Here is a 23,404-nt window from a genome sequence, read left to right as displayed (position 1 = left end):
CACCATTTTCGACGCGGCCTGACCTGAATCTCAACACACTTTATCGAACCGACGGCCGTCACCTGGAAATCTGTGTTGCGCGGCTACCACGCCTGCGATGCAAACGGTAAACCGTCTGTGATCGCCCTGCGCACGCATTGACTCGCTCGTGAATTCTCCCTTAGCTTTTTGTTAACAAACAACGGACGTGGGGCCGCAATGGCATCCTCTATGGGTTGGCATTGCGCGGCGCGGCTTGCAATAGCTCTGACGGCTTTCGCCTCTGTGCCGGGTTTGGCCAGCGCGGCCGGCCCGTCCATGATGGTCGGCGGTCCGACGTCCCAGCCAGTCGGCCACTATGATTTCTGCAAGATCCATCCCGCCGAATGTTCCATCCGCTCGCCCAACAACACGCCGGAGCATATGACCGGCAGGCTGTTGCGCGAGATCACTGCCGTCGATGCCTCGGTCAACACGCGCGTCAAGCCGATGAGCGACATGGACAATTACGGCAAGGAGGAATTGTGGGCCTATCCGGACAATGGCTTCGGTGATTGCGAGGACTATGTGCTGGAAAAGCGGCGCGAACTCATCAGCAGCGGCGTTGCCGTATCCAACCTGCTGATGACCGTCGTCCGCAAGCCGGACGGCGAAGGCCATGCGGTGCTCACCGTGCGCACGGACAAGGGCGACTTCATCCTCGACAACCTCAACGACAAGGTTCGCCTGTGGAGCGAAACCGGCTATCGCTACCTGAAACGGCAGGCGAGCGACAACACCGGGCACTGGGTCTCCATCCTCAGCGGCGACGAGACCCTGGTCAGCTCGGTCAAATAGCCCTGCCGCCAACCCGGCTTCAGTTTCTCCCGCAGACAAGGGCAGAGCAGAGCCGCGCTCGCTCACCATTTCGCTAATAATTGATTCAAACTTTGTTGGTAATTTCTCGTTAGGGAATTGCCAGTTGTCCGGCGGCGGTTGGTTGCCTTCGGTCTGTTGTGTTTTGCGTACAGGTCCAGATGCGGTTACCAGGCGTCGTCATTTTCTCGCTCGCGTCCCTGTGGCTTGCCGGCTGTTCTTCGACAGCGGGCGTCGATGCCCTGCAAATGCCGTCGAACGAGACGACCAGCTCCGTCGTACGGCCAAGCGTGCCCGTCGCGGCGGCCCCTGACACACCCGTTCTTCCGCCTATGTCGGACGAGGCCGCACCAGTGGCCGACAATGCGCCGCCCTTTTCCCTGGCCGAGGAAGAAGAGACGATCGCCACGGACACGCCGTTGCCGGAGGAGGCCATCGAGCCACCGGTCGAGCCGGTTGCGCTGGTGTCGCAGCCGAAGCGGCTGACGCGCGCAGCACCCCCGATGCTGGCCGGGCCGGTGACGCGCTACGGTTTCCGCGACGCCAAGCCGATCAATTTCGGCCGGGGGGCCTCGCCCCGGCACCTTGCCGTGCACGGCGTCGACGTCTCGCGCTGGCAGGGCAATGTGAACTGGGGCAAGCTGCGCGCCCAGGGCGCCAACTTCGCCTACATCAAGGCCACCGACGGCGGCGACCATCTCGATCCGATGTTCAGGACCAACTGGCGCAATGCCGATGCCGCCGGGCTGAAGCGCGGCGCCTATCATTTCTTCTACTGGTGCCGCACCGCCGGCGAGCAAGCCGACTGGTTCATCCGCAACGTGCCGCGGGTAGAAGGCGCGTTGCCGCCGGTGATCGATGTCGAGTGGAACGGCGACTCCTCCTGCAAGCGGCGACCGTCGCGCGCGACGGTGCAGGAAAAGATGCAGGTGTTCATGGACAAGCTGGAGCGACATTACGGCCAGCGGCCCATCATCTACACCAGCCCCGATTTCTATCGCGACAATCTGCGCGGCGCCTTCCTGGACTATCCGTTCTGGCTGCGCGCGGTGGCGCGGCATCCATCAAAAGTCTATCCCGGCCGCAAATGGCTGTTCTGGCAATATTCCGGCTCCGGCCTGTCGCACGGGGTGAGGGGCCGCATCGACCTCAACGTCTTCCATGGCGATGAGCGGCAATGGCGTGCCTGGGCCGGCGGCAGCCGCCAGATGATGGCCGACGCGGATTAGGACACCGTCCGCGTTCCAAGGTTTTGGCGGCAAATTTCAGCGTTTTTCTAACGATCCGCTCACCCTGTTCCTTAGCGGTCCCGCAACGCCCGATTGGTAACATCCACGTGATCGTGCATGTCGCCCCAAAGGCATGCCCTTAGGCCTGACCTGAGGGTGCGCAGCGGTTTTGAACAGCGACATGCTTCAAAACAATGGCGTGAGGGGTCGATGCGCAATCCGGTTCTGGCAGTCGCTTTTGTGGCCGCTCTCGGCTACGGATTTTTCAACACGCTCGGTCATATGCCGAGCGACAAGCCGGTCGCCATCCCCGACGCAGCACCTGGCGCCTCGCCGACGGCGCCGCGCCCGGTCCAGGAAAACGTCGTCGCCTACTACACGGGCGACGAGGCGATGCAGGCCGCCAAGAAGACTGGCCGCTCGACCCTGCCGCGGTTCCACAAACTGATCGCCGCCGGCACGCCCGGCACCTACACGGTGAAGTTCCCGCTGACGCAGAACGGCGCCACCGAGCATATCTGGCTGCAACTGCTCGGCTACAGCGACGGCACCTTCATCGGCCTGCTCGCCGACGAACCGGTCAACGGCAACAAATACAAGATCGGCGACAGGATGAAGGTGGCCGAAGCCGACGTCGAGGACTGGATGATCAAAAACGGCGGCGAAGTCTATGGTGGCTACACCGTACGCCAGGCGTTCGCCGACATGCCCAAGGAACAGGCCGCAAAGTACGGCATCACGTTCAAGGATTGAGGGCAGCGCCGCCTGAAAGCCTATCAGGCCTCGCGCCTTTCGCGCTCGCGTATCTCCGCCGTCTGCGCCAGCACCCAGTCCCGGAACACTTTGATCTTGGGTGTATTGCGGCGGCTTTCCAGGTGCACCAGCCAATAGCCATCGCCATCAGATCCAAGGACCTCGAATGGCTGTATCAACTGGCCCTTTGCCAGCAAGGCGCTGTAGATGTTGCGGGTGAGGATCGCAGCGCCCCGATCGGTCAGTGCCGCCATTGCATCGTAAGCCTGCGAACCGAGCGTCGGGCCCGCGATGACGCGATCGGGCTCGAAGGGTACGCCGGCTGCCTCGAACCAGTTTTTCCACCAGGGATCGTCGGCACAGCATAGCGCCACCTTGTAAAGATCCTCGGGGCGATGGATGCCGCCCACGCTCTCGGCCAGTTTCGGGCTGAGCATTGGGTATAGTCTGCCTTGAACAGATAGTGAGCAGTCAGGCCGGGCCATTTTCCGGTGCCGGTGCGAATCCCGATATCCATGTCCTCGCGTGTGAAATCGACCAGCCGGGACGATGTGTTGACCTTCACGGCAAGGTCGGGATGCATCAACTGGAATGTTCCGAGCCATACGGCCAGCCAGTTCGAGGCAAATGTTTCCATGGTCGTCACGGACAGCACGCCGGTCGCTCCACCCTTCGTGGCAACCCATGCATCCGCCAAGGCCGAGAAGGCCCCTGTTGCGTGCGGTGCCAACTGCTGTCCGGCCTCGCCAGGGCGATCTGCCTTGTTTTCCTTATGAAAAGTGGCGTTCCGGCACGTTCTTCCAGCACCTTGATCTGATAGCTGGCCGCGGACTGGGTCATGCCGAGTTCTTCGGCCGCCTTGGTGAAGCTGCCCAGCCGCGCCGCGGCTTCAAAGACGCGAATGGCCCCTAACGGCGGCAGCTCCCAACTCATGACGCATCAATCCTCCTGATGCATGGTACGCGACGTTCGATTGGAAACCAAGGCCGGAAAACGGCATGCTTTGTCCATCAGATCGAACCCGAAAGGACACGGCAATGACCACCCTGTACAGCACGCTTCGTCGTCCGATGCTCGACCTCTTCGTCGCACCGTTCAGGCCCCGCAAACGCGGCCTGCTCGACCACCGTTCGCTGTCGGACCATTTCCTGCGCGATATCGGCATGCTCGATGGACATGTTCCTCCCGGAACCATTCGCTGAGGCAGCTCTTTGACCATGGATGCAAGGGAGGGAAAGATGGATGTGTCATCCGAGGCTCTGGCGAAGAGCCGGCAAACGATCAGTGCCTATGAGGACTATGCCGAACGCTACGATGCAATCGTGAGGCATGTCCCCAACGACAGAGAGCAGGCATCGCTGAAGCGTCTTGTGGCGATCGCCGGCACAGCCGGTCGGATTCTGGAAGTCGGGTCGGGAGGATACGACGCGGACTTTCTGGAGGGCCTGGGCGTCAAGGTTCGCCGCACCGACGCGACAAAGCGGTTTCTCGAGTTGCAGGCCGCTGCGCGGCAAGCAGGGTGAGCTTCTCGATCTCCTCACCGATGATCTCGGCGGCCCCTACGATGCCGTCCTGGCGCTCGCCGTCCTGATCCATGTGCCACGCGATCAGACTGACCAGGTCCTTGCCAAGATTGCCCAGTCGCTGCGGCCAGGCGGCGCCTTCCTCGTGTCGATGCGCAATGGCGATGGCGAGACGGGCGGCGAGTATCACACGGTCTACTGGCGCAGGGACGATTTCGCGGCCCGTATCGAAGCCGCCGGGCTGGTGCTTATCAGGGACGATTTCAATGTGGGCCGCGATCGCGAAGAGTGGAACACGTTCCTGGCTGTGAGGCCATCATGACGCGGCCGCGGGCTGGATGATCAGGAATCTGCGGCGGCTACACCACGTGTCAGGCGTTCGCGCCGAAGGAACAGGCTGAAAAGTACGGGATCACGTTCAAGGATTGAGGCGGGTGCGGCGCCTCTTTCCCTTCTCCCCTTGTGGGAGAAGGTGGATCGGCGCGCAGCGCCGAGACGGTTGAGGGGTGCTGGACGGAATGAGATGTCAGTTGTTTAGCGCCTGTGTGCCCGATTGGACGAAGGTTTCCGCCAAGTTGGAACACCCCTCATCCGACCGAGCTTCGCTCAGTCACCGTCTTACACAGGGGAGAAGGGGAGTCCACTTGCCCTACGTCTCTACATATTCCGCCAGGCTGACACCTTTAGGCACATCCAGCCCGTCGGCGCGCAGGCCTTCGATATGAAATCGTATGGCGTCGCGAATTTCGGTTTCCACCTCAGGCACCGTCGCGCCGGTCGCGATGCAGCCGGGCAAGTCCGGCACATAGGCGGAAAAGTTGTTGCCAGCTTTCTCAATCACCACCGCGTAGCGCATAGAGGTGGCATCTAGTTCTCAGCTGCACCCGCTCGTCGAACCACACGTGTCGCACTTCTCGCAGGTGCCGTTTCGCACCATGGTGAAGTTGTGGCATTCCGAGCATTCGTTGCCGGTATAGCCCTGCATCAGCGATTGCTGACGCCGGGTCTCGGCAAGTGCCTTCGCCTCAGCAGCTTCGTTTGCCGCTGCGTCGGTGAACAGCGCCGAAGCCCCCGATGCCTCGTCGGCCGTTTCTTCGTAGACGATGTCCTCGACCAGTTCCCTGGCCCGCTCCTCATAGTCGCGCTTGTAAGCGATGGCTTCGTCGCTGGCCGGCTTCAGCGCCAGCACGTTGGAACCCGAAAAGGCAGTCGGCACGGCGCGGGCAGGGGCGGTGGTCGGCGCCGTGCCGCCAAAGCCCTTGGGCTCTGCGCTGGCGCCCGACACCAGCTTAACCGGAGAAACGCCGCGGGTCAGGCCCTTCGAGAAGGGCGTTGCCTTGCCTTCGGTGATGCCGCGGCCGAGTGCCGTCTTGTCGAAATCCGACTGGTCGACATGGGCGAGGTCGTGGCGGCCGAGATAGGACACGGCAAGCTCGCGGAACACGTAGTCGAGGATCGACGTGGCGTTCTTGATCGCGTCGTTGCCCTGCACCATGCCGGCCGGCTCGAACTTGGTGAAGGTGAAGGCCTCGACAAATTCTTCGAGCGGCACGCCATATTGCAGGCCGAGCGAGATGGCGATGGCGAAATTGTTCATCATCGCCCGGAAGGCGGCACCTTCCTTGTGCATGTCGATGAAGATCTCGCCGATACGGCCATCGTCGAATTCGCCGGTCCTGAGATAGACCTTGTGACCACCGACGACCGCCTTTTGGGTGTAGCCCTTGCGGCGGTTCGGCAGCTTTTCACGGTCGCGATAGAGACGTTCCACCACGCGCTCGACGATCTTCTCCGTCACCTGCACGGCGCGCTGCGCGGCCGGAGCCTGGATCAGCTGCTCGACCATATCGTCCTCATCCTCGTCGCCATCGGCGAGCAGCGAGGAGTTGAGCGGCTGCGACAGCTTCGAGCCGTCGCGGTAGAGCGCGTTGGCCTTCAGCGCCAGCTTCCACGACAGCATGTAGGCGCCCTTGGCGTCTTCCACCGTCGCTTCGTTCGGCATGTTGATGGTCTTGGAGATAGCGCCGGAGATGAAGGGCTGCGCCGCCGCCATCATCAGGATGTGGCTGTTGATCGACAGCGAGCGCTTGCCGATCTTGCCGCACGGGCTGGCGCAGTCGAACACCGCCAGGTGCTCGGCCTTCAGGAACGGCGCGCCTTCCAGCGTCATCGCTCCGCAGACATGGATGTTTGCGGCCTCGATGTCCTTCTTCGAGAAGCCCAGCGCCGGCAGGATCTCGAACGAGAAATCGTTGAGCTGTTCGTCGGTGAAACCAAAGGTCTCCTTCACCCAGTCGGCGCCCAGCGTCCACTGGTTGAAGACGAACTTGATGTCGAAGGCCGACTTCAGCGCCGCATTCAGCGCCGCGATCTTGTCATCCGAAAAACCCTTGGCTTTGAGCGAGCCGGGGTTGATGCCGGGCGCCTGGTTGAGATTGCCGTGGCCGACCGCATAGGCCTCGATCTCGGCGATCTGGCTCTCGGAGTAGCCGAGCGTGCGCAACGCTTCCGGCACGGCGCGGTTGATGATCTTGAAGTAGCCGCCGCCGGCGAGCTTCTTGAACTTCACCAGCGCGAAGTCGGGCTCGATGCCGGTGGTGTCGCAATCCATGACCAGGCCGATCGTGCCGGTCGGCGCGATAACGGTCGCCTGCGCATTGCGGTAGCCATGCTCCTCGCCAAGCTCGATGGCGCGGTCCCAGGCGGCCTTGGCGTGCTCGGCAAGCGCCTGCTGCTTGAGGTCCGACGCGACCAGCGGCACCGGGTTGACGGCCAGCTTCTCGTAACCGTCCTTGTCGCCATAGGCGGCGCGGCGGTGGTTGCGCATGACGCGCAGCATGTTCTGGGCGTTGCGGTCATAGTCCGGGAAGGCGCCGAGCTCGGACGCCATCTCGGCCGAAGTGGCGTAGGCAGTACCCGTCATGATCGCGGTGAGCGCGGCGCAGATGGCGCGGCCCTCGTCGGAGTCATAGGGAATGCCCGAGGTCATCAGCAGGCCGCCGATGTTGGCGTAGCCGAGGCCCAGCGTGCGGTATTCGTAGGAGAGCTTGGCGATCTCCTTCGACGGGAACTGCGCCATCATCACCGAGATTTCGAGCACGATGGTCCACAGCCGCACTGTGTGCTCGTAGGCGGCGATGTCGATCGTTCCGTCGGCGTTGCGGTAGGGCAGCAGATTGATCGAGGCGAGGTTGCAGGCCGTGTCGTCGAGGAACATGTATTCCGAGCACGGGTTGGAGGCCCGGATCGCACCGGCCGACGCGCAGGTGTGCCAGTCGTTCATCGTCGTGTTGAAATGCAGGCCGGGGTCGGCCGACGCCCAGGCGGCATAGCCGATCTTTTCCCAGAGATCCCTGGCCTTCAGCGTCTTCAGCACCTTGCCGTCCTTGCGGGCGGTCAGCTGCCAGTCGCCATCCTGCTCGACGGCGCGCAGGAAATTGTCCTTCAGCGACACCGAGTTGTTGGAGTTCTGGCCGGAAACGGTGAGGTAGGCGTCGGAATCCCAGTCGGTGTCGTAAGTCTTGAACGACATCGACGTGTAGCCCTGCTTGGCGAACTGGATGACGCGGTAGATGTAGTTCTCCGGCACCGCGTCCTTCTTGGCCAGCTTGATCTCACGCTTCAGCGCGGTGTTGATCGCCGGATCGAAGCAGTCGTCGTCATGGCCTTCGCAGTTGACGCAGGCCTTCATGATCGCTTCGAGATGCTTCTTGACGATCTTGGAGCCGGTGACCAGCGAGGCGACCTTCTGCTCCTCATTGACCTTCCAGTCGATGAACTCTTCGATATCGGGGTGGTCGGCGTCGACGATGACCATCTTGGCGGCGCGGCGCGTCGTGCCGCCCGACTTGATGGCGCCCGCCGCGCGGTCGCCAATCTTGAGGAAGCTCATCAGGCCGGACGAGCGGCCGCCGCCGGACAGCTTTTCGCCTTCGCCGCGCAGGAACGAGAAGTTGGAGCCGGTGCCCGAGCCGTATTTGAACAGGCGCGCTTCACGCACCCAAAGGTCCATGATGCCGCCTTCGTTGACGAGGTCGTCCTGCACGCCCTGGATGAAGCAGGCATGCGGCTGCGGATGCTCGTAGGAGGACTTCGACTTGGTCAGCTTGCCGGTGAACGGGTCGACATAGAAGTGGCCCTGGCTCGGACCGTCGATGCCATAGGCCCAGTGCAGGCCGGTGTTGAACCACTGCGGCGAGTTCGGCGCCACCCGCTGAGTGGCCAGCATGTAGGCAAGCTCGTCGCGGAAGGTGCGGGCGTCGTCCTCGGACTTGAAGTAACCGCCCTTCCAGCCCCAATAGGTCCAGGTGCCGGCAAGGCGGTCGAAGACCTGACGCGCATCGATCTCGGAGCCATAACGCTCGGCCTCGGGGAGCTTGGCCAGTTCCGCCTCGTCGGCGACGGAGCGCCACAGGAAGGAGGGAACGTCGTTCTCCTCGACCTTCTTCAGACGCGCCGGAACGCCGGCCTTGCGGAAATATTTCTGCGCCAGGATGTCAGCCGCGACCTGGGAGAACTGCGCCGGCACATCGATATTGTCCAAGCGGAACACCACCGAGCCATCCGGATTCTTGATCTCGGAAAGCGCCTTGCGGAATTCGATCTCCGCATAGGCAGATTGTCCTGGCTTGGTAAAGCGACGCTCGATGCGCATTGGTCCGATCCCTTTTGTCTATATATAGCGCTTTTCCCCGGGATTTCTGCCCCAAAGCGAAACGCGCAGTCCGCCGTTGGCCGACGTCTTGACAACGCCGGCATCTCCTTTCGCAGCTTCCGCCCGTCCTGCTGGCCAGACTCCTTGCGAAGCGCCTGTCCAACCCACTGGCGACCCCTGCGGGTCCCTCAAATCTGAAACTTCTTGCTCGATTCCCCCGATCGAGGAATTTCACATTATCTAGCGCCGAACCTGCCTGCAAACACTAAATATAGTGTTAACAGAGTATTTTTTCCAGTCCGACAATTGTCCCTTTTCGCCACCCCTGGCCCCAACAACCCCAACGCTTCCGCCGGCCTCGTAACGGGCGGAAATGCGGGCAAAACGCACAAATTCCGGGAAAAAAGACCGGGCTCAGAACATTCCGGTCGCGCTCTCAACAGGAGCGCATGGCCTATAAAAGGCGACTCGTTTTGCGCCGTCAAGGATTCGTTTGCGTAGCTTTTGTGACCCCAATATCTTGTGTGTCACACATGTGGATAACGGGGACAGAATGGCGCCCCTGAAACCCCGGTAGCCCGGCCTTTGCGACCGCCATGCCTCGCTTTGGCCGCTACGTGCAACGGCTATGATCCCACCGCCTTTTCATTTAGCCCTCTATGTTCTATGTCTGCCCGTCGCGCGGGGGCGCGTCTTGTCAACTAGAAAAGCATCCGCTACGCCCCGCTCATGACAGTTACCGTCCGTTTCGCCCCATCGCCGACCGGCCGCATCCATATCGGCAACGCGCGCACCGCGCTGTTCAACTGGCTGTTCGCCTTGAACAACAAGGGCCGCTTCATCCAGCGCTTCGACGACACCGATATCTCCCGCTCGACGCAGGAGTTCGCTGACTCCATCCTTTACGACCTGCACTGGCTGGGGATTTTCCCCGATGTCACCGAGTACCAGTCGCGGCGCGTCGAGATCTACGATGCGGCGGTCGAGCGGCTGAAGGCGGCGCGCGTGCTTTATGCCTGCTACGAAACGCCGGAAGAGCTCGATCTTCGCCGCAAGGTGCGCCGCACGCGCGGCCTGCCGCCGGTCTATGGCCGCGAGGCGCTGACGCTGACGCCGGAGCAGGTGGCCGAATACCAGTCTGACGGCCGCAAGCCGCACTGGCGCTTCCTCCTGCCGAACTTCACCAGCGATCCGCTGCAGCCCGAACGCACCGAAATCCACTGGAACGATCTGGTGCGCGGCGAGGAGACCGTCGACCTCGCCTCGCTGTCCGATCCGGTGCTGCTGCGCGAGGACGGCACCTATCTCTATACGCTGCCTTCCGTCGTCGACGACATCGAGATGGGCGTCACCCACGTCATCCGCGGCGACGACCATGTCACCAACACCGGTGTGCAGATCGCCCTGTTCCAGGCGCTGGAGGCCGCGCCGCCGGTTTTCGGCCACCACAATCTCCTGACAACGGCGTCGGGCGAGGGGCTGTCGAAGCGCACCGGCGCGCTGTCGATCGAAAGCCTGCGCGAGGACGGCATCGAGCCGATGGCCGTCGCCTCGCTGGCCGTGCTGGTCGGCACCTCCGAAAATGTCGCCACCATGCCTGACCTGGCCGAGCTTGCGGGGCATTTCGATCCGGCCGCGACCTCGAAATCAGCGGCGAAATTCGATCCGGACGAACTCTTCGTGCTCAATCGGGCACTGATTCACAACATGCCGTACTCCGAGGCGCGCGACCGGCTGATCGTGCTCGGCGTCTCCGGCGACAAGGCCGAGCCGTTCTGGCTGGCGGTGCGCGGCAATCTCGACAGGCTGGCCGATGCGGTTCAATGGTGGCGCATCCTCGGCGAGGGGCCGGAGGAGCCGCCGGAGCTTTCCGGCGAAGACCGCGACTTCCTGCGTGAGGCGTTCGACCTGTTGCCGGAAGAGCCGTGGAACGGCACCGTCTGGAAGGACTGGACCGGCAAGATCCGGGAGGTGACGGGCCGCAAGGGCAAGGCGCTGTTCATGCCGCTAAGGCTCGCCCTTACTGGACAGCCTTCCGGGCCGGAGCTTGCAGATCTATTGCCCCTGCTGGGTCGGGAAGGAACGCTGGCCCGACGACCCTGACCTTGCGCTGGTCTGGCGGCAACGCCGAGACCGGCGAGGTGGCGGGCTTTTCGGCCATACGCTTGATCGTGTCGCGGTCGAGCCCGCCCTCTGCATTGGCGAGCGTCTCGGGATCGGCGCCCGGATCCGGCTTGTTGGCCGGCACCGGAGTGAACGGCGTGGTCGTCGCATCGGGGACGGATTGTTCCGGGCTTGGCGGATTGCCGGCGATGATCTCGAAATTCCCAGCCTGAGCATTGCAGCCGCAGGCCGGCGGCCTGGGCATATTGGTCTGCTTGTAGAGATAGGCCGTTGGCATTTCGCTATAGGGCCTGCCGGTAACCGACGATGTCATGTTCGCCGAATCCTCATCCATGCCGCGGGTGTAGAAAACCTGCATCTCGGTGCCGGGGCAGCTCGATTCGCAGTTCTTCTGGTCGCGCTCGAAGTCGCCGAGCGAGGCGGCGTTCGACATCGGGAAGAAATAGCCGTCGCAGGTACGCACGCACATGGTGCGGTACTCGCCGCTCAGCCGCGGCAGGTCCATGCCGTCGGGCTGGTTGATCACCCGGCGTATTGCTCGCTCTTCGTCCGGATAGTCGGGTTGCTCGAGCGCTTCGAGATGGCCGCTGCCGCCGAAAAGCTGGTCGAACAGGTTGCCGTTGCCGCCTTCGCGGGCCGCTTCCTGGATCGGCGCGCGCCGCGGAGCCTCACGGCAGCCATTGGCGTCGAGCGCCGCGAGGATACGGCTGCGGTCGCGTCGCGTTCCGCCGCCGGCAAGCCGCCCGCGCTTTGCCTGCAAGGCGTCGAGATTGGCATTCATGCGATCGATGGTGGCGTTGAGTGCGGCGCATTCGCTGACGCTGCGGGAAAACAGCGAGAAGCCGCAGCCGGCACTGCTGGCCTGTCCCCGCGCCTTGGCCAGCTGCTGGCGCTGGCGGGTGATGGCGTCGTCATATTTGCGGATCAGGCCCGGCTTGCCACCGCCACCATTCGAGGCGGCCGCAAGCTGGGCTTCGAGCTGGCGGCAGGCGCGCGAGGCGGCTTGCGGCTCGGTGACGCCAACGACCGATGCCGCGAGCGCGCCAAGCAGCGCGGCAAGGTGCGTCAGCCTCAACCCTGCGCCCGCCATGTGCCCCAAAACTCCGCTTGCCTGTTCGCCACGAAACTAACGCGACCGCGGTTAACCGCGCCTTAGTCTGCGACCAAACGCAATCGAATCTGCAACCAAACGTGACGGCAGCCTACCGCCAAATGCGGCCTTAGCCCAGATTGACGACAGCCTGTGCCTTGTGCGCCGCCTCGACCACGGCGAGCGCGGTCATGTTGACGACGCCGCGCGAGGTCACCGAAGGCGTCAATATGTGTGCAGGCTTGTCGGTGCCGAGCAGGATCGGCCCGACATGCAGCGCATCCATCATGGCGCGCAGTGCGGTGAGCGTGATGTTGGCCGAATCGAGGTTCGGAAACACCAACAGATTGGCTTCGCCCTTCAGCCGCGAATGCGGATAGACGCGCTGGCGCAAATGCTCCGACAGCGCCGAATCGGCATGCATCTCGCCGTCGCACTGGAGCTCCGGCGCGATGCGCGCCAGGATCGCCGCCGCCTGGCGCATCTTCAGCGCGCTCGGTGAATCGCGCGAGCCGAAATCCGAATGCGACAGAAGTGCTGCCTTGGGCTCGATGCCGAAGCGCTGGATCTCCTCCGCCGCGAGCACCGTCATCTCGGCGATCTCTTCCGCCGTCGGGTCGACCGAGACATGCGTGTCGGTGAGGAAGATGATGCCGCGCTGCGAGATCAGCATCGACAGCGTCGACAGATCCCGGTCCTTGATGCCCGCGCGTGGCCCGATGATCAGGGTGACGTTGCGCAGATGCCGCTCGAAACGGCCTTCGAGACCGCAGACCATGGCATCGGCATCGCCGCGCTTCAGCGCAAGGGCTGCGATCACCGTGTTGTCGGTACGCACCATGGTGCGTGCGGCTTCCGTCGTCACGCCGCGCCGGCCGGCAAGCTCGATCAACAGGTCGACATAGTGGCGGTAGCGCGGATCGTCCTCGGGGTTGATCAGGCCGAAATCGACGCCCGGCTTGATGCGCAATCCATAGCGCTTCAGCCTGACTTCGATGACGTGCGGACGGCCGATCAGGATTGGCTCGGCAATGCCTTCCTCCAGCACCACCTGGGCGGCGCGCAGCACGCGCTCGTCCTCGCCCTCGGCATAGATGACGCGCTTGGAGCTCGACGCCTTGGCCGACGAGAACACCGGCTTCATCACCAGGCCAGAGCGGAAGACAAAGCGGTTCAGCTTGTCGATATAGGCGGCGAAGTCGGTGATCGGCCTGGTCGCCACACCGGTGTCGCAGGCCGCCTTGGCGACCGCCGGCGCGATACGCAGGATCAGCCTAGGGTCGAAGGGCGAGGGGATCAGGAAATCGGGTCCGAAGATCGGCGTCTCGCCCGAATAGGCGCGCGCTGCGACGTCGGACGGTTCCTCGCGGGCGAGTGCGGCGATCGCCCGCACCGCCGCCATCTTCATCTCTTCATTGATGGCGCTGGCGCCGCAGTCCAGGGCTCCACGAAAAATGTAAGGAAAGCACAGTACGTTGTTGACCTGATTGGGAAAATCGGAACGGCCAGTGCAGATCATCGCGTCGGGCCGCGCCGCCCGCGCGGCCTCCGGCATGATCTCCGGATTGGGGTTGGCCAGCGCCAGGATCAGTGGCTTCGGTGCCATATGCTGCAGCAGTTCCGGTTTCAGCACGCCGGCGGCCGACAGGCCGAGGAAGACATCGGCGCCCGAAATCACATCGGCCAGCGTTCGCGCTGCAGTATCCTTCACATAAGGATCCTTCCAGCGGTCCATCTCGTCCGTGCGTCCCCTATAGGCGACGCCGAAACGGTCGGTGACCCAGATGTTCTCGACCTTGGCGCCGAGCGAGACCAGCAGATTGAGGCAGGCCAGAGCGGCGGCACCAGCGCCCGAGGTGACGATCTTGATGTCGGAGATGGTCTTGCCGGCGAATTCCAGCCCGTTGAGCACCGCGGCGGCGACGATGATCGCCGTGCCGTGCTGGTCGTCGTGGAACACCGGTATGCCCATGCGGGCCTTGAGCTGTTCCTCGACCTCGAAGCACTCGGGCGCCTTGATGTCCTCGAGGTTGATGCCGCCGAAGGTCGGCTCCAGCGCCGAGATCGTCTCGACCATGCGCTCTATGCCGGGCGCGTCGATCTCGATGTCGAACACGTCGATGCCGGCGAATTTCTTGAACAGCACCGCCTTGCCTTCCATGACAGGCTTGGAGGCGAGCGGGCCGATATTGCCGAGGCCAAGCACCGCCGAGCCGTTGGAGACGACGCCGACCAGGTTGGCGCGCGCCGTGTAGTCGGCGGCGGTTGCCGGATTGTCGCGGATTTCGAGGCAAGGGGCGGCGACGCCGGGCGAATAGGCAAGCGCCAGGTCGCGCTGGTTGCCGAGCGGCTTCGTCGCCTGGATTTCGAGCTTTCCGGGGGTCGGGTGCTTGTGGAAGTAGAGTGCGGCCTCGTCGAGGTCCGACCGGGCCGTCTTCTTGTTCTCGCTGTCCATACCGGCCCTCCCTGCGATGTTGCTTCGCTGCCTTTTAGCATGCGGCATCGGTTTTTCGCGACGCCAAATGACGCAAGCGCGAAGGAAAGGGTCAAGGTCGAAAAGACTGAGCTATTGCAATCTTTTGTGTTGAGATCCTGCGAGAAAGCCGGACCTTGCGTCAGAATGCACTGACGTAGAGGCCGCCATCGACCGGAATGTTCTGCCCGGTCAGGTAGCCGGTATGAACCGAGCACAGGAAGGCGCAGATCTGGCCGAACTCCTCCGGCGTGCCGAGCCGCTTGGCCGGCACGTCGGCGCTGATGCGGGCTTTGCGCGCGGCCGCCGCCGCCGGGTCTTCCGGCGTCCCGGCTTCATGCGGGCCGCGCAGCCGGTCGGTGTCGAGCTTGCCGGGCAGCATGCTATTGATAGTCACGTTGCGGTCGATCACGGTGCGGGCCACGCCGGCCAGGAACGAGGTCAAGCCGGCGCGCGCGCCGGACGACAGATCGAGGCCGGGGATCGGCACATAGACCGACAGCGAGGTGATGTTGACGATGCGGCCGAAGCCGCGCGCCGCCATGCCGTCGATGACCGCCTGGATCAGCTCGATGGGGGTCACCATGTTCTGGGTGACGCCTTCGAGGATCTTCTCGCGGTCGAGCGTGCGGAAGTCGCGCAGCGGCGGGCCGCCATTGTTGTTGACGAGGATGTCGGGATCGGGGCAGGCGGCAAGCATCGCCTTCTGCACTTCGGGCTTCGAGACGTCACCGAGGATCTCGGTCACCTTGACGCCGTAGCGATCACGGATGTCCTGGGCGGTCCTGGCCAGCAGCTCGCCATTGCGGCCGTTGACCACCAGATCGCAGCCGGCCTCGGCCAGCGCCATGGCGCAGCCGCGCCCAAGTCCTTTGCTTGATGCGCAGACGATCGCCTTCTTGCCGCGAATGCCGAGATCCATGGTGATTTTCTCCTCTGATCAAGCGCGGCACGCTAGCTCTTCAGCTGGACCAATCGCAACCGTCATACGGTTGTTGCATGAATCGGGGCATAGGCTGCGCGAAAGCAACGGTGACGATCTGATGTCTGGCCCAGAGCCCCGCACTTTCCGCAGCATGTTCATCTCCGACGTCCATCTCGGCTCGAAGGCGGCCAAGGCCGACTTCCTGATCGATTTCCTGCGTCATCACGACGCCGATATCATCTATCTCGTCGGTGACATTGTCGATGGCTGGCGCCTGAGGCGCAGCTGGCACTGGCCGCAGAGCCACAATGACGTTGTGCAGAAATTGCTGCGCAAGGCGCGCAAGGGCGCCAACATCACCTACATTGCCGGCAATCACGACGAGTTCGCCCGCCAGTTCCAGGGCGTGCATTTCGGCGGCATCGTCGTCGCCGACCGTGCCATCCACGAGACCGCCGACGGCAGGCGCCTGCTGGTCATCCATGGCGACCAGTTCGACACCGTCGTCCACAATGCGCGCTGGCTGGCCTATCTCGGCGACTACGCGTATGACGCAGCCATGCTCGTCAACAGGGTGGTGACGCGGCTTCGCCAGTTGCTTGGCCTGCCTTACTGGTCGTTTTCGTCCTGGGCCAAGGTCAACGTCAAGAAGGCGGTGAACTTTATCGGCTCGTTCCAGACCATGCTGACGGAGGAAGCGCGCCGCTCGCATGTCGACGGCGTCATCTGCGGCCACATCCACCATGCCGCGATCGAGAACTACGAGGACGTGCAGTACATCAACACCGGTGACTGGGTGGAAAGCTGCACGGCGGTGGTCGAGCATTTCGACGGCCGGATGGAAATCCTGCACTGGGCCAAAGTCCTGCCCGAGGCCCCGGACGAACCGTTCATTCCGATGCTCATCGAGGACCGGGTGGTCGAAGCGGCCTAGGCTAGGCGGTTTCCGGCTCTGGGATTAATCGATTAGTCCAACCGGTTTCGCCCGGTTTTTCTCCATGTTAATGGTCGATTGCGCTGCTGGCCGTCTGGTAGAACGCGGCGTAATTGGATCGATTCATGTCACTGCCGCCGCTTTCACCCGAACAGCTCGTCAAGCCGCGCCATTTCGAATTGCGCATGACCCTGATCTTCTTCACGCTGTTCGTTTCACTCGGCACCCATCTGCCTTATTTCCCGCTGTGGTTGCAGGCCGAGGGTTTCCATGCCGAACAGATCGCGGTCATTTTGGCCGCGCCGATGTTCCTGCGCGTGCTGACGACGCCGCTGCTCACCGCCCTGGCCGACCGGGCGAAGGACCGCGCCAATGTCTATGTCGTGCTCGTCGCCGCCACCATGGTCATTTCCGCCGGCTATTTCCTTAACCCCACCTACGCCATGGTGCTCGCGGTATCGCTGGCGCTGACCATCGTCTGGACGCCGCATTCGCCGATCGCCGATTCGCTGGCGCTTTCGGGCGTGCGCCGGTTCGGCTCCAACTACACTGCCATGCGCAAATGGGGCTCGATCTCCTATCTCTGCGCCAATATCGCCGGCGGCTTCATCCTGGCCTGGACCGGCCCCAAGGCCGTGCCGGCGATCATCTTCGTTGCCCTTGCCGCGGCGCTTCTGGCCGGATTGCTGGCGCCGCGCCTTGGCCGTCCGCGCCGCGCTTCGCCGCTTTCGGCCACCGACATCCAGCATTCGGCGCCAAAGCTGCTCAATGCCTATTTTCTCTATTTCACCTTCGGCGTCGGCATCATCACCGCCAGCCATGCCTTTCTCTACGGCTTCGTGTCGATCTACTGGAAATCGATTGGCATCAGCGATTCGGTCGTCGGGCTGCTGTGGGCCTGGGGCGTGGTCGCCGAGGTCTGCATGTTTTTGTTTTTCAACCGCATTTTCGCCTCCGTTTCCGTCGTCCAGGTCATGGTGATCGCCGGCATCGGCTCGATCGTGCGCTGGATCGCCTTTCCACTGATCTGGCCGCTTGGCCTTGGCGTCGCCGGCTTCTTCGGCGTCCAGACGCTGCATTCAGTGTCGGTGGCGATGGTTCTGATCGGCCTGCAGAAGATGATCGGCGAAACCGTCTCCGAAGAGCGCACGGGTGCTGCGCAAGGCATCGCCTATTTCTTCAACGGCTTCTTCATGGCCGTGGTCACGCTGGCGTCGGGCCCACTCTACGACCGCCTCGGCGTCGACGGCTTTCTGGCCATGATCCCGATCGCCATCATCGGACTGGTGCTGATCGGGCTCGCCGCGCGCTCAGCCCCAAAGCGCCCTGTCAGGGGGTGAGACCAGCGACCCCTCGTAGACGAGGCCGGGCTCGCGGTCGCGGGCCAGCAGCAGCGCGCCGTCGAGATCGACGAAATCGGCGCCTTGGGCCAGCAAGACGGCCGGCGCCATCGCCAGCGACGTGCCGACCATGCAGCCGACCATGACGCCGAAGCCGAGCTTGCGGGCCCGGTCGCGCAGCACCAGCGCCTCCGTCAGGCCGCCCGACTTGTCGAGCTTGATGTTGACGGCGTCGTAGAGACCAACCAACGCTTCGAGGTCCTTGGCCTCGTGCACGCTCTCGTCGGCGCAGATCGGTACCGGATGCGCGATGTGCCGCAAAATACCATCACGGCCGGCGGGAAGCGGCTGTTCGATCAGCGCGATGCGCTGCGCGGCGGCGAATGCGAGGTTTTCGACGATATTCTCATCGGTCCAGCCCTCATTGGCATCGAGGATAATGCGGCTGTCCGGCGCCGCTTCCGTCACGGCACGAATGCGGGCGATATCATTGTCGCCGCCGATCTTGACCTTGAGCAGCGGTCTTGCGGCATTGGCGCGCGCCTGCGCCGCCATCGCCTCCGGCTCACCGAGAGACAACGTGTAAGCCGTCTCGAGTGCTTGCAACGGAGCCTTGCAAATGCTGGCTGCCACAGGCTTGCCGCTTGCCTTTGCTTCCAGATCCCAGAGCGCGCAATCTATGGCGTTGCGGGCAGCTCCTGCCGGCATCACATCAAGCAAAGCAGCGCGACTGATTCCGTCGGCGATCCTCTCGCGCATAGCCTCGATCGCCTCGCGCACGCCCTCCATGGTCTCGCCATAGCGTCTGTAGGGAACGCATTCGCCGCGCCCGATATGGCCGTTCTCGCCGATCGTCACGGTGATGACTTCGGCTTCCGTCTTGGACCCGCGTGAAATGGTGAAGGTGACGGCGATGGGAAAACGCTCGGATTCGACCGAAATGACACGCGCCATATTTTTCTTCTCAGGCTATGCGACAACGGCATGCCGGCAAATGACAGGCTGGTTCCGGCAGGCTAAACAGGACGCCATGTTGACCATCGGCAAACGCGACGCAAGCGGCACCGCCGCCAAGGAGCCAAATGGCCAGCCGCGCATCGCCGTAGGCGAGGAGGGCGGCGTTCTCGGCTGCGCCTTTTCCGGAACCTGGACGACGCGCACCGTGGCGCTGGTCGACGCGGAGATGCGCCGGATCGAGAAGCGCAGCGGTTTCAAGACTTTGGCGCTAGATCTTTCGCACATCGAAAAGATGGACACGGCCGGCGCCTGGCTGATCGATCGCCTGGTCAGCGCTTTCGAGAAGAAGGGCGTCGAAGTCAAATTGGAAGGGCAGAGCGAGATCGCTTCGATCCTGCTCGGCGCCGTCGGCGACGCCGTCCGGCGAGAGCCCGAATCGGGAGCGGCCGGGCCGCCCAACATCATTATCCGCGCGCTCGAGGCGGTCGGCCGCCGCGTTTATGAAATGCGCGACGATTTCCTGTCGTCGATGAACATCCTCGGCGCCACCATCCGCGGCGCGCAGATGAAGCTCGGCCGCGGCCATGCCGTCAATCCGGCCGCGATCTTCAACCAGATCGATCGCATGGGCGTCGGCGCCATCCCGGTTGTGGTGCTCATGTCGGCCATCGTCGGCGCCATCGTCGCCCAGCAGGGCGCCTACCAGCTCAGCTATTTCGGCGCCGACATCTTCGTCGTCGACCTCGTCGGCGTGCTGATCCTGCGCGAGCTCGGCGTGTTGATGACCGCGATCATGATCGCCGGCCGCTCCGGCAGCGCGATCACCGCCGAGATCGGCTCCATGAAGATGCGCGAGGAAGTCGATGCGCTGAAGGTCATTGGACTGAACCCGATCGGCGTGCTGGTCTTCCCGCGCCTGGTCGCCCTGGTGATCGCCCTGCCTTGCCTGACCATCATCGCCAATTTCGCGGCGCTCGGCGGCGGCATCGCCGCTGCCTGGCTCTATTCCGACATTCCCCCGGCCGCCTTTATCGACCGTCTGCGCGTCGCCATCGATCTCAGCACCATCTTTGCCGGCCTGATCAAGGCGCCGTTCATGGCCATGATCATCGGCACCATCGCCTCCGTTGAAGGCATGAAGGTGGGTGGCAGCGCCGAATCGCTGGGACAGCATGTGACCGCCTCGGTGGTGAAGTCGATCTTCGTCGTCATCATCCTCGACGGGCTTTTCGCCATGTTCTACGCGGCGATCGAGTTCTGACATGGCGACGCGGACTGAGGCCAAGGTCGGGGAGAATAGGGACGAGGGCGATATCGTGCTGTCGGCGCACGACATCACCGTCTCCTTCGGCGACAAGCTCATCCTCGACAAGCTCTCGCTCGACATCCGGCGTGGCGAGATCCTCGGCTTCGTCGGCGCCTCGGGTGCGGGCAAGTCGGTCCTCCTGCGCACCATCCTCGGCCTGACTCCCAAACAGTCGGGCACGATCAAGCTGTTCGGGGTCGATGTCCAGAAGGCGAGCGACATCGAGCGCTTGCGCATCGACATGCGCCTTGGCGTGCTTTTCCAGCACGGCGCGCTGTTTTCGGCGCTGACGGTGCAGGAGAATGTGCAGGTGCCGATGCGCGAATATCTCGACCTGCCGAAAAAGCTGATGGACGAGCTGGCTTTGCTGAAGATCGAACTGGTCGGCTTGCCGCCGGACGCGGCGCAGAAATTCCCCTCCGAGCTTTCCGGCGGCATGATCAAGCGCGCAGCCCTTGCGCGCGCGCTGGCGCTCGACCCGGACATCGTCTTCCTCGACGAGCCGACCTCCGGCCTTGACCCGATCAGCGCGGCCGAATTCGACGAACTGGTGGTCAAGCTGCGCGACACAATGGATCTGACGGTCTACATGGTCACGCACGACCTCGACACGCTGTTTACCGCCTGCGACCGCGTTGCCGTGCTCGGCAAGAAGAAGGTGCTGGTCCAAGGCACGATCGACGACATGCTGAAGAGCGAGGAGCCGTGGGTGAAATCCTATTTCCGCGGAAAACGCGCGCGCCAACTTGATCTTGCGGCGCGCGCATAGCCATAAGTGGGGCAATGGAAACCAGAGCCAACTACGTCATTGTCGGCATCTTCACGCTGGCAGCGATCCTCGCGGCCTTCGCCTTCGTCTATTGGACCGCTGCGATCGGTGACAGGGGCGAGACGGCGGTGCTGCGCGTGCGCATTCCGGGCTCGGCCTCGGGCCTCGGGCGCGGCAGCTTCGTGCTGTTCAACGGCGTCAAGGTGGGTGACGTCAAGCGCGTCTATATCGATGTCGACAACCCGACCGTCGCCATCGCCGACACCGAAATCGACCGCGTGACGCCGATCACCAAGTCGACGCAGGCCGATATCGGGCTTGCCGGCCTGACCGGCCAGGCCAATATCGAGCTCAAGGGCGCCGACCCCAAGGAGGTCAAGCTGCTCGACCAGGCCGAAAAGGAAGGCCGGGTCGCCGAGATCGTCGCCAACCCATCCGCCGTGACCAACCTGCTGCAGACCGCGCAGGACATCTTCACCCGCGCCGACAAGGTGCTTTCGAATCTGGAAGGTTTCACCCAAGACGTTCGCGGTCCGCTGACCCAGACCGTCAAGAACGCGCAGACATTCTCCGATGCGCTGGCCAAGAATTCCGATGGCATCGACAAGTTCCTCGCCAGCGTCAGTTCGCTGTCGGATGAGCTGCAGGGCGTGTCGGGCAAGCTCGACGGCACGCTGAAGGCCGCGGAAGGTCTGCTCAACGCGGTCGACAAGGACCAGATCAAGAGCATCGTCGCCAATGTCGATACGGTCACCGGCAATCTGAAGGAAACCTCGAAGCAGTTCGACGGTGTGCTCAAGAACGTCGACACGGCGGTCGGGTCGATCAACAACTTCGCCCAGAAGACGCAAGGTACGCTGGACAAGGTCAATGGCGTTCTCGACGGCATCGATCCGGCAGAGGTGCGCACGGCGCTCGCCAATATCCAGAAAGCCAGCGAAAGTGCCGACAAGGCCGCCGCCGACATCGCCAAGGTGACCGACAGGATCGCCGACAGAAGCGACGATATCGACCAGACCATCAAGGACGCCAAGCAACTGGCACAGCGCCTCAACGATGCCTCGGTGCGCGTTGACGGCATCTTGGCCAGGGTCGACACCTTGCTCGGCTCGGGCCAGGCCGACGGCGTGATGGCCGATGCCAGAAATACATTGAAGTCGTTCAAGCAGGTCGCCGATACGCTCAATGCCCGCCTCGGCACTATCACCGACAATCTGGCGCGTTTCTCGGGCCAGGGTCTGCAGGATGTTGAGGCGTTGGTCCAGGACAGCCGCCGCTCGATCAACCGCATCGAGGAGGCCGTGACCGATCTCAGCCGCAATCCGCAGCGGATCCTGTCGGGCGGCGAGGGCGAGGTCCGGCAATATGACGGCAGGGTGCGGCGTTGACTTCGGCGTCCGTCCACCGCAAGAACATAGACCGCAATTGCGGGTTGATCTTACGATCCGGGGACAACGGGGATCGCGCGTGAAGTCGGTGTGGGTAAGAACAGGCGGGTTGACATCGGCTGCGGCACTGCTTGCGCTGACGCTTGCCGGTTGCGCAGCACTTGGCGGCAAGCCTGCGCCGCTCGATACGTTCGAACTTTCGGCGCCGTCGATCGACGCGCATGGCCGCAGCCGCCGCCAGATCCTGATCGCCCAGCCCTCCGCGCTCAAGGCGCTGGACAGCCAGAACATCGTCATCAAGCCGTCGGACCGCTCGATCCAGTATCTCAAGGGCGCGCAATGGGCCGACCGGCTGCCACTGATCGTGCAGGCGAGGCTCGCCGAGACATTCCAGCGCTCCGGCAGCTTCGCCGGCGTCGGCAAGCCGGGCGAGGGCCTGGCGATCGACTATCAGGTGATCGTCGAGGTCCGCTCCTTCGAGGTCCGGGTCGATGGTGGCGAGCACGCCGAGGTCGACCTGTTTGTGCGCATCCTCAACGACCGCAACGGCGAGGTGCGTGCCTCCAAGAGTTTCACCGCGTCCGCCCCGGTCTCCGGCAGCGGCAACCCCGCCTATGTCGACGCTTTGGACAGCGCCTTCGGCCAGGCGGCGAGGGACATCGTGCGCTGGACCGATTCGGTGATCTGAACCGCCGAGCGCGATGCCCAGACAAGCCACCGCTGTTCTGAGGAGTTATGCATGGCTGCTGTCGGTTTCGTTCAAAGAACATTCTTGGTCGATGGCAGGGAGGTAACGTGCCGTTTCTCCCAGCCAGAAGCCGAGGAGGGGCGAGACTTCCAATGCCGATACGAAATAGGGTGGGCGGAAGGCCCACGCTCCCGAAAAGCTTGCGGCATTGATGAGGTGCAAGCGCTGCTGCTTGCAATGCAAATGGCGCATGCTGACCTGTTGTCCGCTCGCGAAAGCAACGGACGCCAAGTGTCATGGCTCGATCAACAAAGCCTTGGATTACCCGTAGCCAATTCAATTCGTGATTGGGATTCTGAGGGCGGCTTCTGAACGCTGCCGTCCGAAAGAAAAGGCGGGAGATCTCCCGCCTTTTTC

At 63.2% G+C, this 23,404-nt stretch carries 21 protein-coding genes and 1 pseudogene; 13 read left to right on the top strand and 9 right to left on the bottom strand.

Features of this window, described 5'->3' with window-relative positions; all coding sequences use genetic code 11:
- Positions 1-198: 198 nt before the first annotated feature.
- From ACFX5Q_RS08760 to ACFX5Q_RS08750, 3 genes are all read left to right on the top strand, one after another.
- Positions 199-816 carry a transglutaminase-like cysteine peptidase gene (locus tag ACFX5Q_RS08760; protein WP_404277044.1) on the top strand — a complete coding sequence of 206 codons (618 nt, stop codon included), beginning with the start codon at positions 199-201 and terminating at the stop codon, positions 814-816.
- Positions 817-995: 179 nt separating this feature from the next.
- A complete protein-coding gene (locus ACFX5Q_RS08755) occupies positions 996-2,063 on the top strand; it encodes a GH25 family lysozyme (RefSeq protein ID WP_404277042.1) in 1,068 nt (355 codons plus the stop codon).
- A gap of 210 nt (positions 2,064-2,273) precedes the next feature.
- A complete protein-coding gene (locus ACFX5Q_RS08750; protein ID WP_404277040.1) occupies positions 2,274-2,816 on the top strand; it encodes a DUF2314 domain-containing protein in 543 nt (180 codons plus the stop codon).
- Between the two features lie 23 nt (positions 2,817-2,839).
- On the opposite strand, the gene ACFX5Q_RS08745 is transcribed toward ACFX5Q_RS08750, so the two are convergent.
- From ACFX5Q_RS08745 to ACFX5Q_RS08735, 3 genes are read right to left on the bottom strand one after another with little or no spacing between them, the layout of a single operon-like run.
- Positions 2,840-3,070, bottom strand: coding sequence for a hypothetical protein (locus tag ACFX5Q_RS08745; protein ID WP_404277038.1), 231 nt, complete (start codon positions 3,068-3,070; stop codon positions 2,840-2,842).
- Positions 3,058-3,453 (bottom strand): LysR substrate-binding domain-containing protein, encoded by a 396-nt coding sequence (locus tag ACFX5Q_RS08740; RefSeq protein ID WP_404277135.1) that lies wholly within the window; start codon positions 3,451-3,453, stop codon positions 3,058-3,060. The genes ACFX5Q_RS08745 and ACFX5Q_RS08740 overlap by 13 nt, the downstream gene beginning before the upstream one ends.
- A gap of 5 nt (positions 3,454-3,458) precedes the next feature.
- On the bottom strand, positions 3,459-3,749 hold the full coding sequence (locus tag ACFX5Q_RS08735; protein ID WP_404277036.1) for a LysR family transcriptional regulator: 291 nt from the start codon (positions 3,747-3,749) through the stop codon (positions 3,459-3,461).
- Between the two features lie 104 nt (positions 3,750-3,853).
- Between ACFX5Q_RS08735 and ACFX5Q_RS08730 the strand changes: the two genes are divergently transcribed.
- Both ACFX5Q_RS08730 and ACFX5Q_RS08725 read left to right on the top strand, forming a co-directional pair.
- Positions 3,854-4,018 (top strand): hypothetical protein, encoded by a 165-nt coding sequence (locus tag ACFX5Q_RS08730; protein WP_404277034.1) that lies wholly within the window; start codon positions 3,854-3,856, stop codon positions 4,016-4,018.
- Between the two features lie 36 nt (positions 4,019-4,054).
- Positions 4,055-4,661: pseudogene (locus ACFX5Q_RS08725) on the top strand (class I SAM-dependent DNA methyltransferase).
- Positions 4,662-4,988: 327 nt separating this feature from the next.
- Here ACFX5Q_RS08725 and ACFX5Q_RS08720 read toward each other — a convergent pair.
- Together ACFX5Q_RS08720 and ACFX5Q_RS08715 are read right to left on the bottom strand one after the other, a co-directional pair.
- The gene (locus ACFX5Q_RS08720) at positions 4,989-5,195 is read right to left on the bottom strand and encodes a type II toxin-antitoxin system HicB family antitoxin (RefSeq protein ID WP_404277032.1); all 207 of its coding nucleotides are present in this window, start codon (positions 5,193-5,195) and stop codon (positions 4,989-4,991) included.
- Between the two features lie 18 nt (positions 5,196-5,213).
- Complete coding sequence (locus ACFX5Q_RS08715) at positions 5,214-8,993, bottom strand: vitamin B12-dependent ribonucleotide reductase (RefSeq protein WP_404277030.1); 3,780 nt, start codon at positions 8,991-8,993, stop codon at positions 5,214-5,216.
- A 729-nt stretch (positions 8,994-9,722) separates the two neighbouring features.
- On the opposite strand from ACFX5Q_RS08715, the gene gltX reads away from it, so the two are divergent.
- Positions 9,723-11,096: a glutamate--tRNA ligase gene (gltX, locus tag ACFX5Q_RS08710; RefSeq protein ID WP_404277028.1), complete on the top strand. Its 1,374-nt coding sequence runs from the start codon at positions 9,723-9,725 to the stop codon at positions 11,094-11,096.
- On the opposite strand, the gene ACFX5Q_RS08705 is transcribed toward gltX, so the two are convergent.
- The 3 genes from ACFX5Q_RS08705 to ACFX5Q_RS08695 all read right to left on the bottom strand — a co-directional run bounded on the left by ACFX5Q_RS08705 (position 11,014) and on the right by ACFX5Q_RS08695 (position 15,602).
- Positions 11,014-12,207 carry a DUF2865 domain-containing protein gene (locus ACFX5Q_RS08705; protein WP_404277027.1) on the bottom strand — a complete coding sequence of 398 codons (1,194 nt, stop codon included), beginning with the start codon at positions 12,205-12,207 and terminating at the stop codon, positions 11,014-11,016. The two genes, gltX and ACFX5Q_RS08705, sit on opposite strands and share 83 nt — an antisense overlap.
- Before the next feature lie 130 nt (positions 12,208-12,337).
- On the bottom strand, positions 12,338-14,662 hold the full coding sequence (locus tag ACFX5Q_RS08700; protein WP_404277025.1) for an NADP-dependent malic enzyme: 2,325 nt from the start codon (positions 14,660-14,662) through the stop codon (positions 12,338-12,340).
- 160 nt (positions 14,663-14,822) lie between these two features.
- The gene (locus tag ACFX5Q_RS08695; RefSeq protein WP_404277023.1) at positions 14,823-15,602 is read right to left on the bottom strand and encodes an SDR family oxidoreductase; all 780 of its coding nucleotides are present in this window, start codon (positions 15,600-15,602) and stop codon (positions 14,823-14,825) included.
- 121 nt (positions 15,603-15,723) lie between these two features.
- Here ACFX5Q_RS08695 and ACFX5Q_RS08690 point away from each other — a divergent pair, with 121 nt between their 5' ends.
- On the top strand, positions 15,724-16,539 hold the full coding sequence (locus tag ACFX5Q_RS08690; protein WP_081482303.1) for a UDP-2,3-diacylglucosamine diphosphatase: 816 nt from the start codon (positions 15,724-15,726) through the stop codon (positions 16,537-16,539).
- A 125-nt stretch (positions 16,540-16,664) separates the two neighbouring features.
- Positions 16,665-17,879, top strand: a complete 1,215-nt coding sequence (locus ACFX5Q_RS08685) for an MFS transporter (protein ID WP_404277020.1) — start codon at positions 16,665-16,667, stop codon at positions 17,877-17,879.
- Here ACFX5Q_RS08685 and dgcA read toward each other — a convergent pair.
- Positions 17,850-18,833, bottom strand: coding sequence for an N-acetyl-D-Glu racemase DgcA (gene dgcA, locus ACFX5Q_RS08680; RefSeq protein WP_404277019.1), 984 nt, complete (start codon positions 18,831-18,833; stop codon positions 17,850-17,852). The genes ACFX5Q_RS08685 and dgcA overlap by 30 nt on opposite strands.
- A gap of 76 nt (positions 18,834-18,909) precedes the next feature.
- Here dgcA and ACFX5Q_RS08675 point away from each other — a divergent pair, with 76 nt between their 5' ends.
- From ACFX5Q_RS08675 to ACFX5Q_RS08655, 5 genes are read left to right on the top strand one after another with little or no spacing between them, the layout of a single operon-like run.
- Positions 18,910-20,097 carry an ABC transporter permease gene (locus tag ACFX5Q_RS08675; RefSeq protein ID WP_404277017.1) on the top strand — a complete coding sequence of 396 codons (1,188 nt, stop codon included), beginning with the start codon at positions 18,910-18,912 and terminating at the stop codon, positions 20,095-20,097.
- A gap of 1 nt (position 20,098) precedes the next feature.
- Positions 20,099-20,911: an ABC transporter ATP-binding protein gene (locus ACFX5Q_RS08670; protein WP_192178897.1), complete on the top strand. Its 813-nt coding sequence runs from the start codon at positions 20,099-20,101 to the stop codon at positions 20,909-20,911.
- Between the two features lie 14 nt (positions 20,912-20,925).
- Entirely contained in the window at positions 20,926-22,299 is a 1,374-nt protein-coding gene (locus ACFX5Q_RS08665) for an MlaD family protein (protein WP_404277015.1), read from the top strand.
- Positions 22,277-22,987: an ABC-type transport auxiliary lipoprotein family protein gene (locus ACFX5Q_RS08660; RefSeq protein WP_404277014.1), complete on the top strand. Its 711-nt coding sequence runs from the start codon at positions 22,277-22,279 to the stop codon at positions 22,985-22,987. The genes ACFX5Q_RS08665 and ACFX5Q_RS08660 overlap by 23 nt, the downstream gene beginning before the upstream one ends.
- A 51-nt stretch (positions 22,988-23,038) precedes the next feature.
- Positions 23,039-23,359: a DUF6968 family protein gene (locus tag ACFX5Q_RS08655; RefSeq protein ID WP_404277012.1), complete on the top strand. Its 321-nt coding sequence runs from the start codon at positions 23,039-23,041 to the stop codon at positions 23,357-23,359.
- Positions 23,360-23,404 lie beyond the last annotated feature (45 nt).

Source organism: Mesorhizobium sp. IMUNJ 23033, from assembly GCF_044778005.1.
In the GTDB taxonomy this organism is placed as follows: domain Bacteria; phylum Pseudomonadota; class Alphaproteobacteria; order Rhizobiales; family Rhizobiaceae; genus Mesorhizobium; species Mesorhizobium amorphae_A.
Note: the sequence above shows the minus strand (reverse complement) of the source record. Positions and strands in the feature narration are given on the sequence as shown.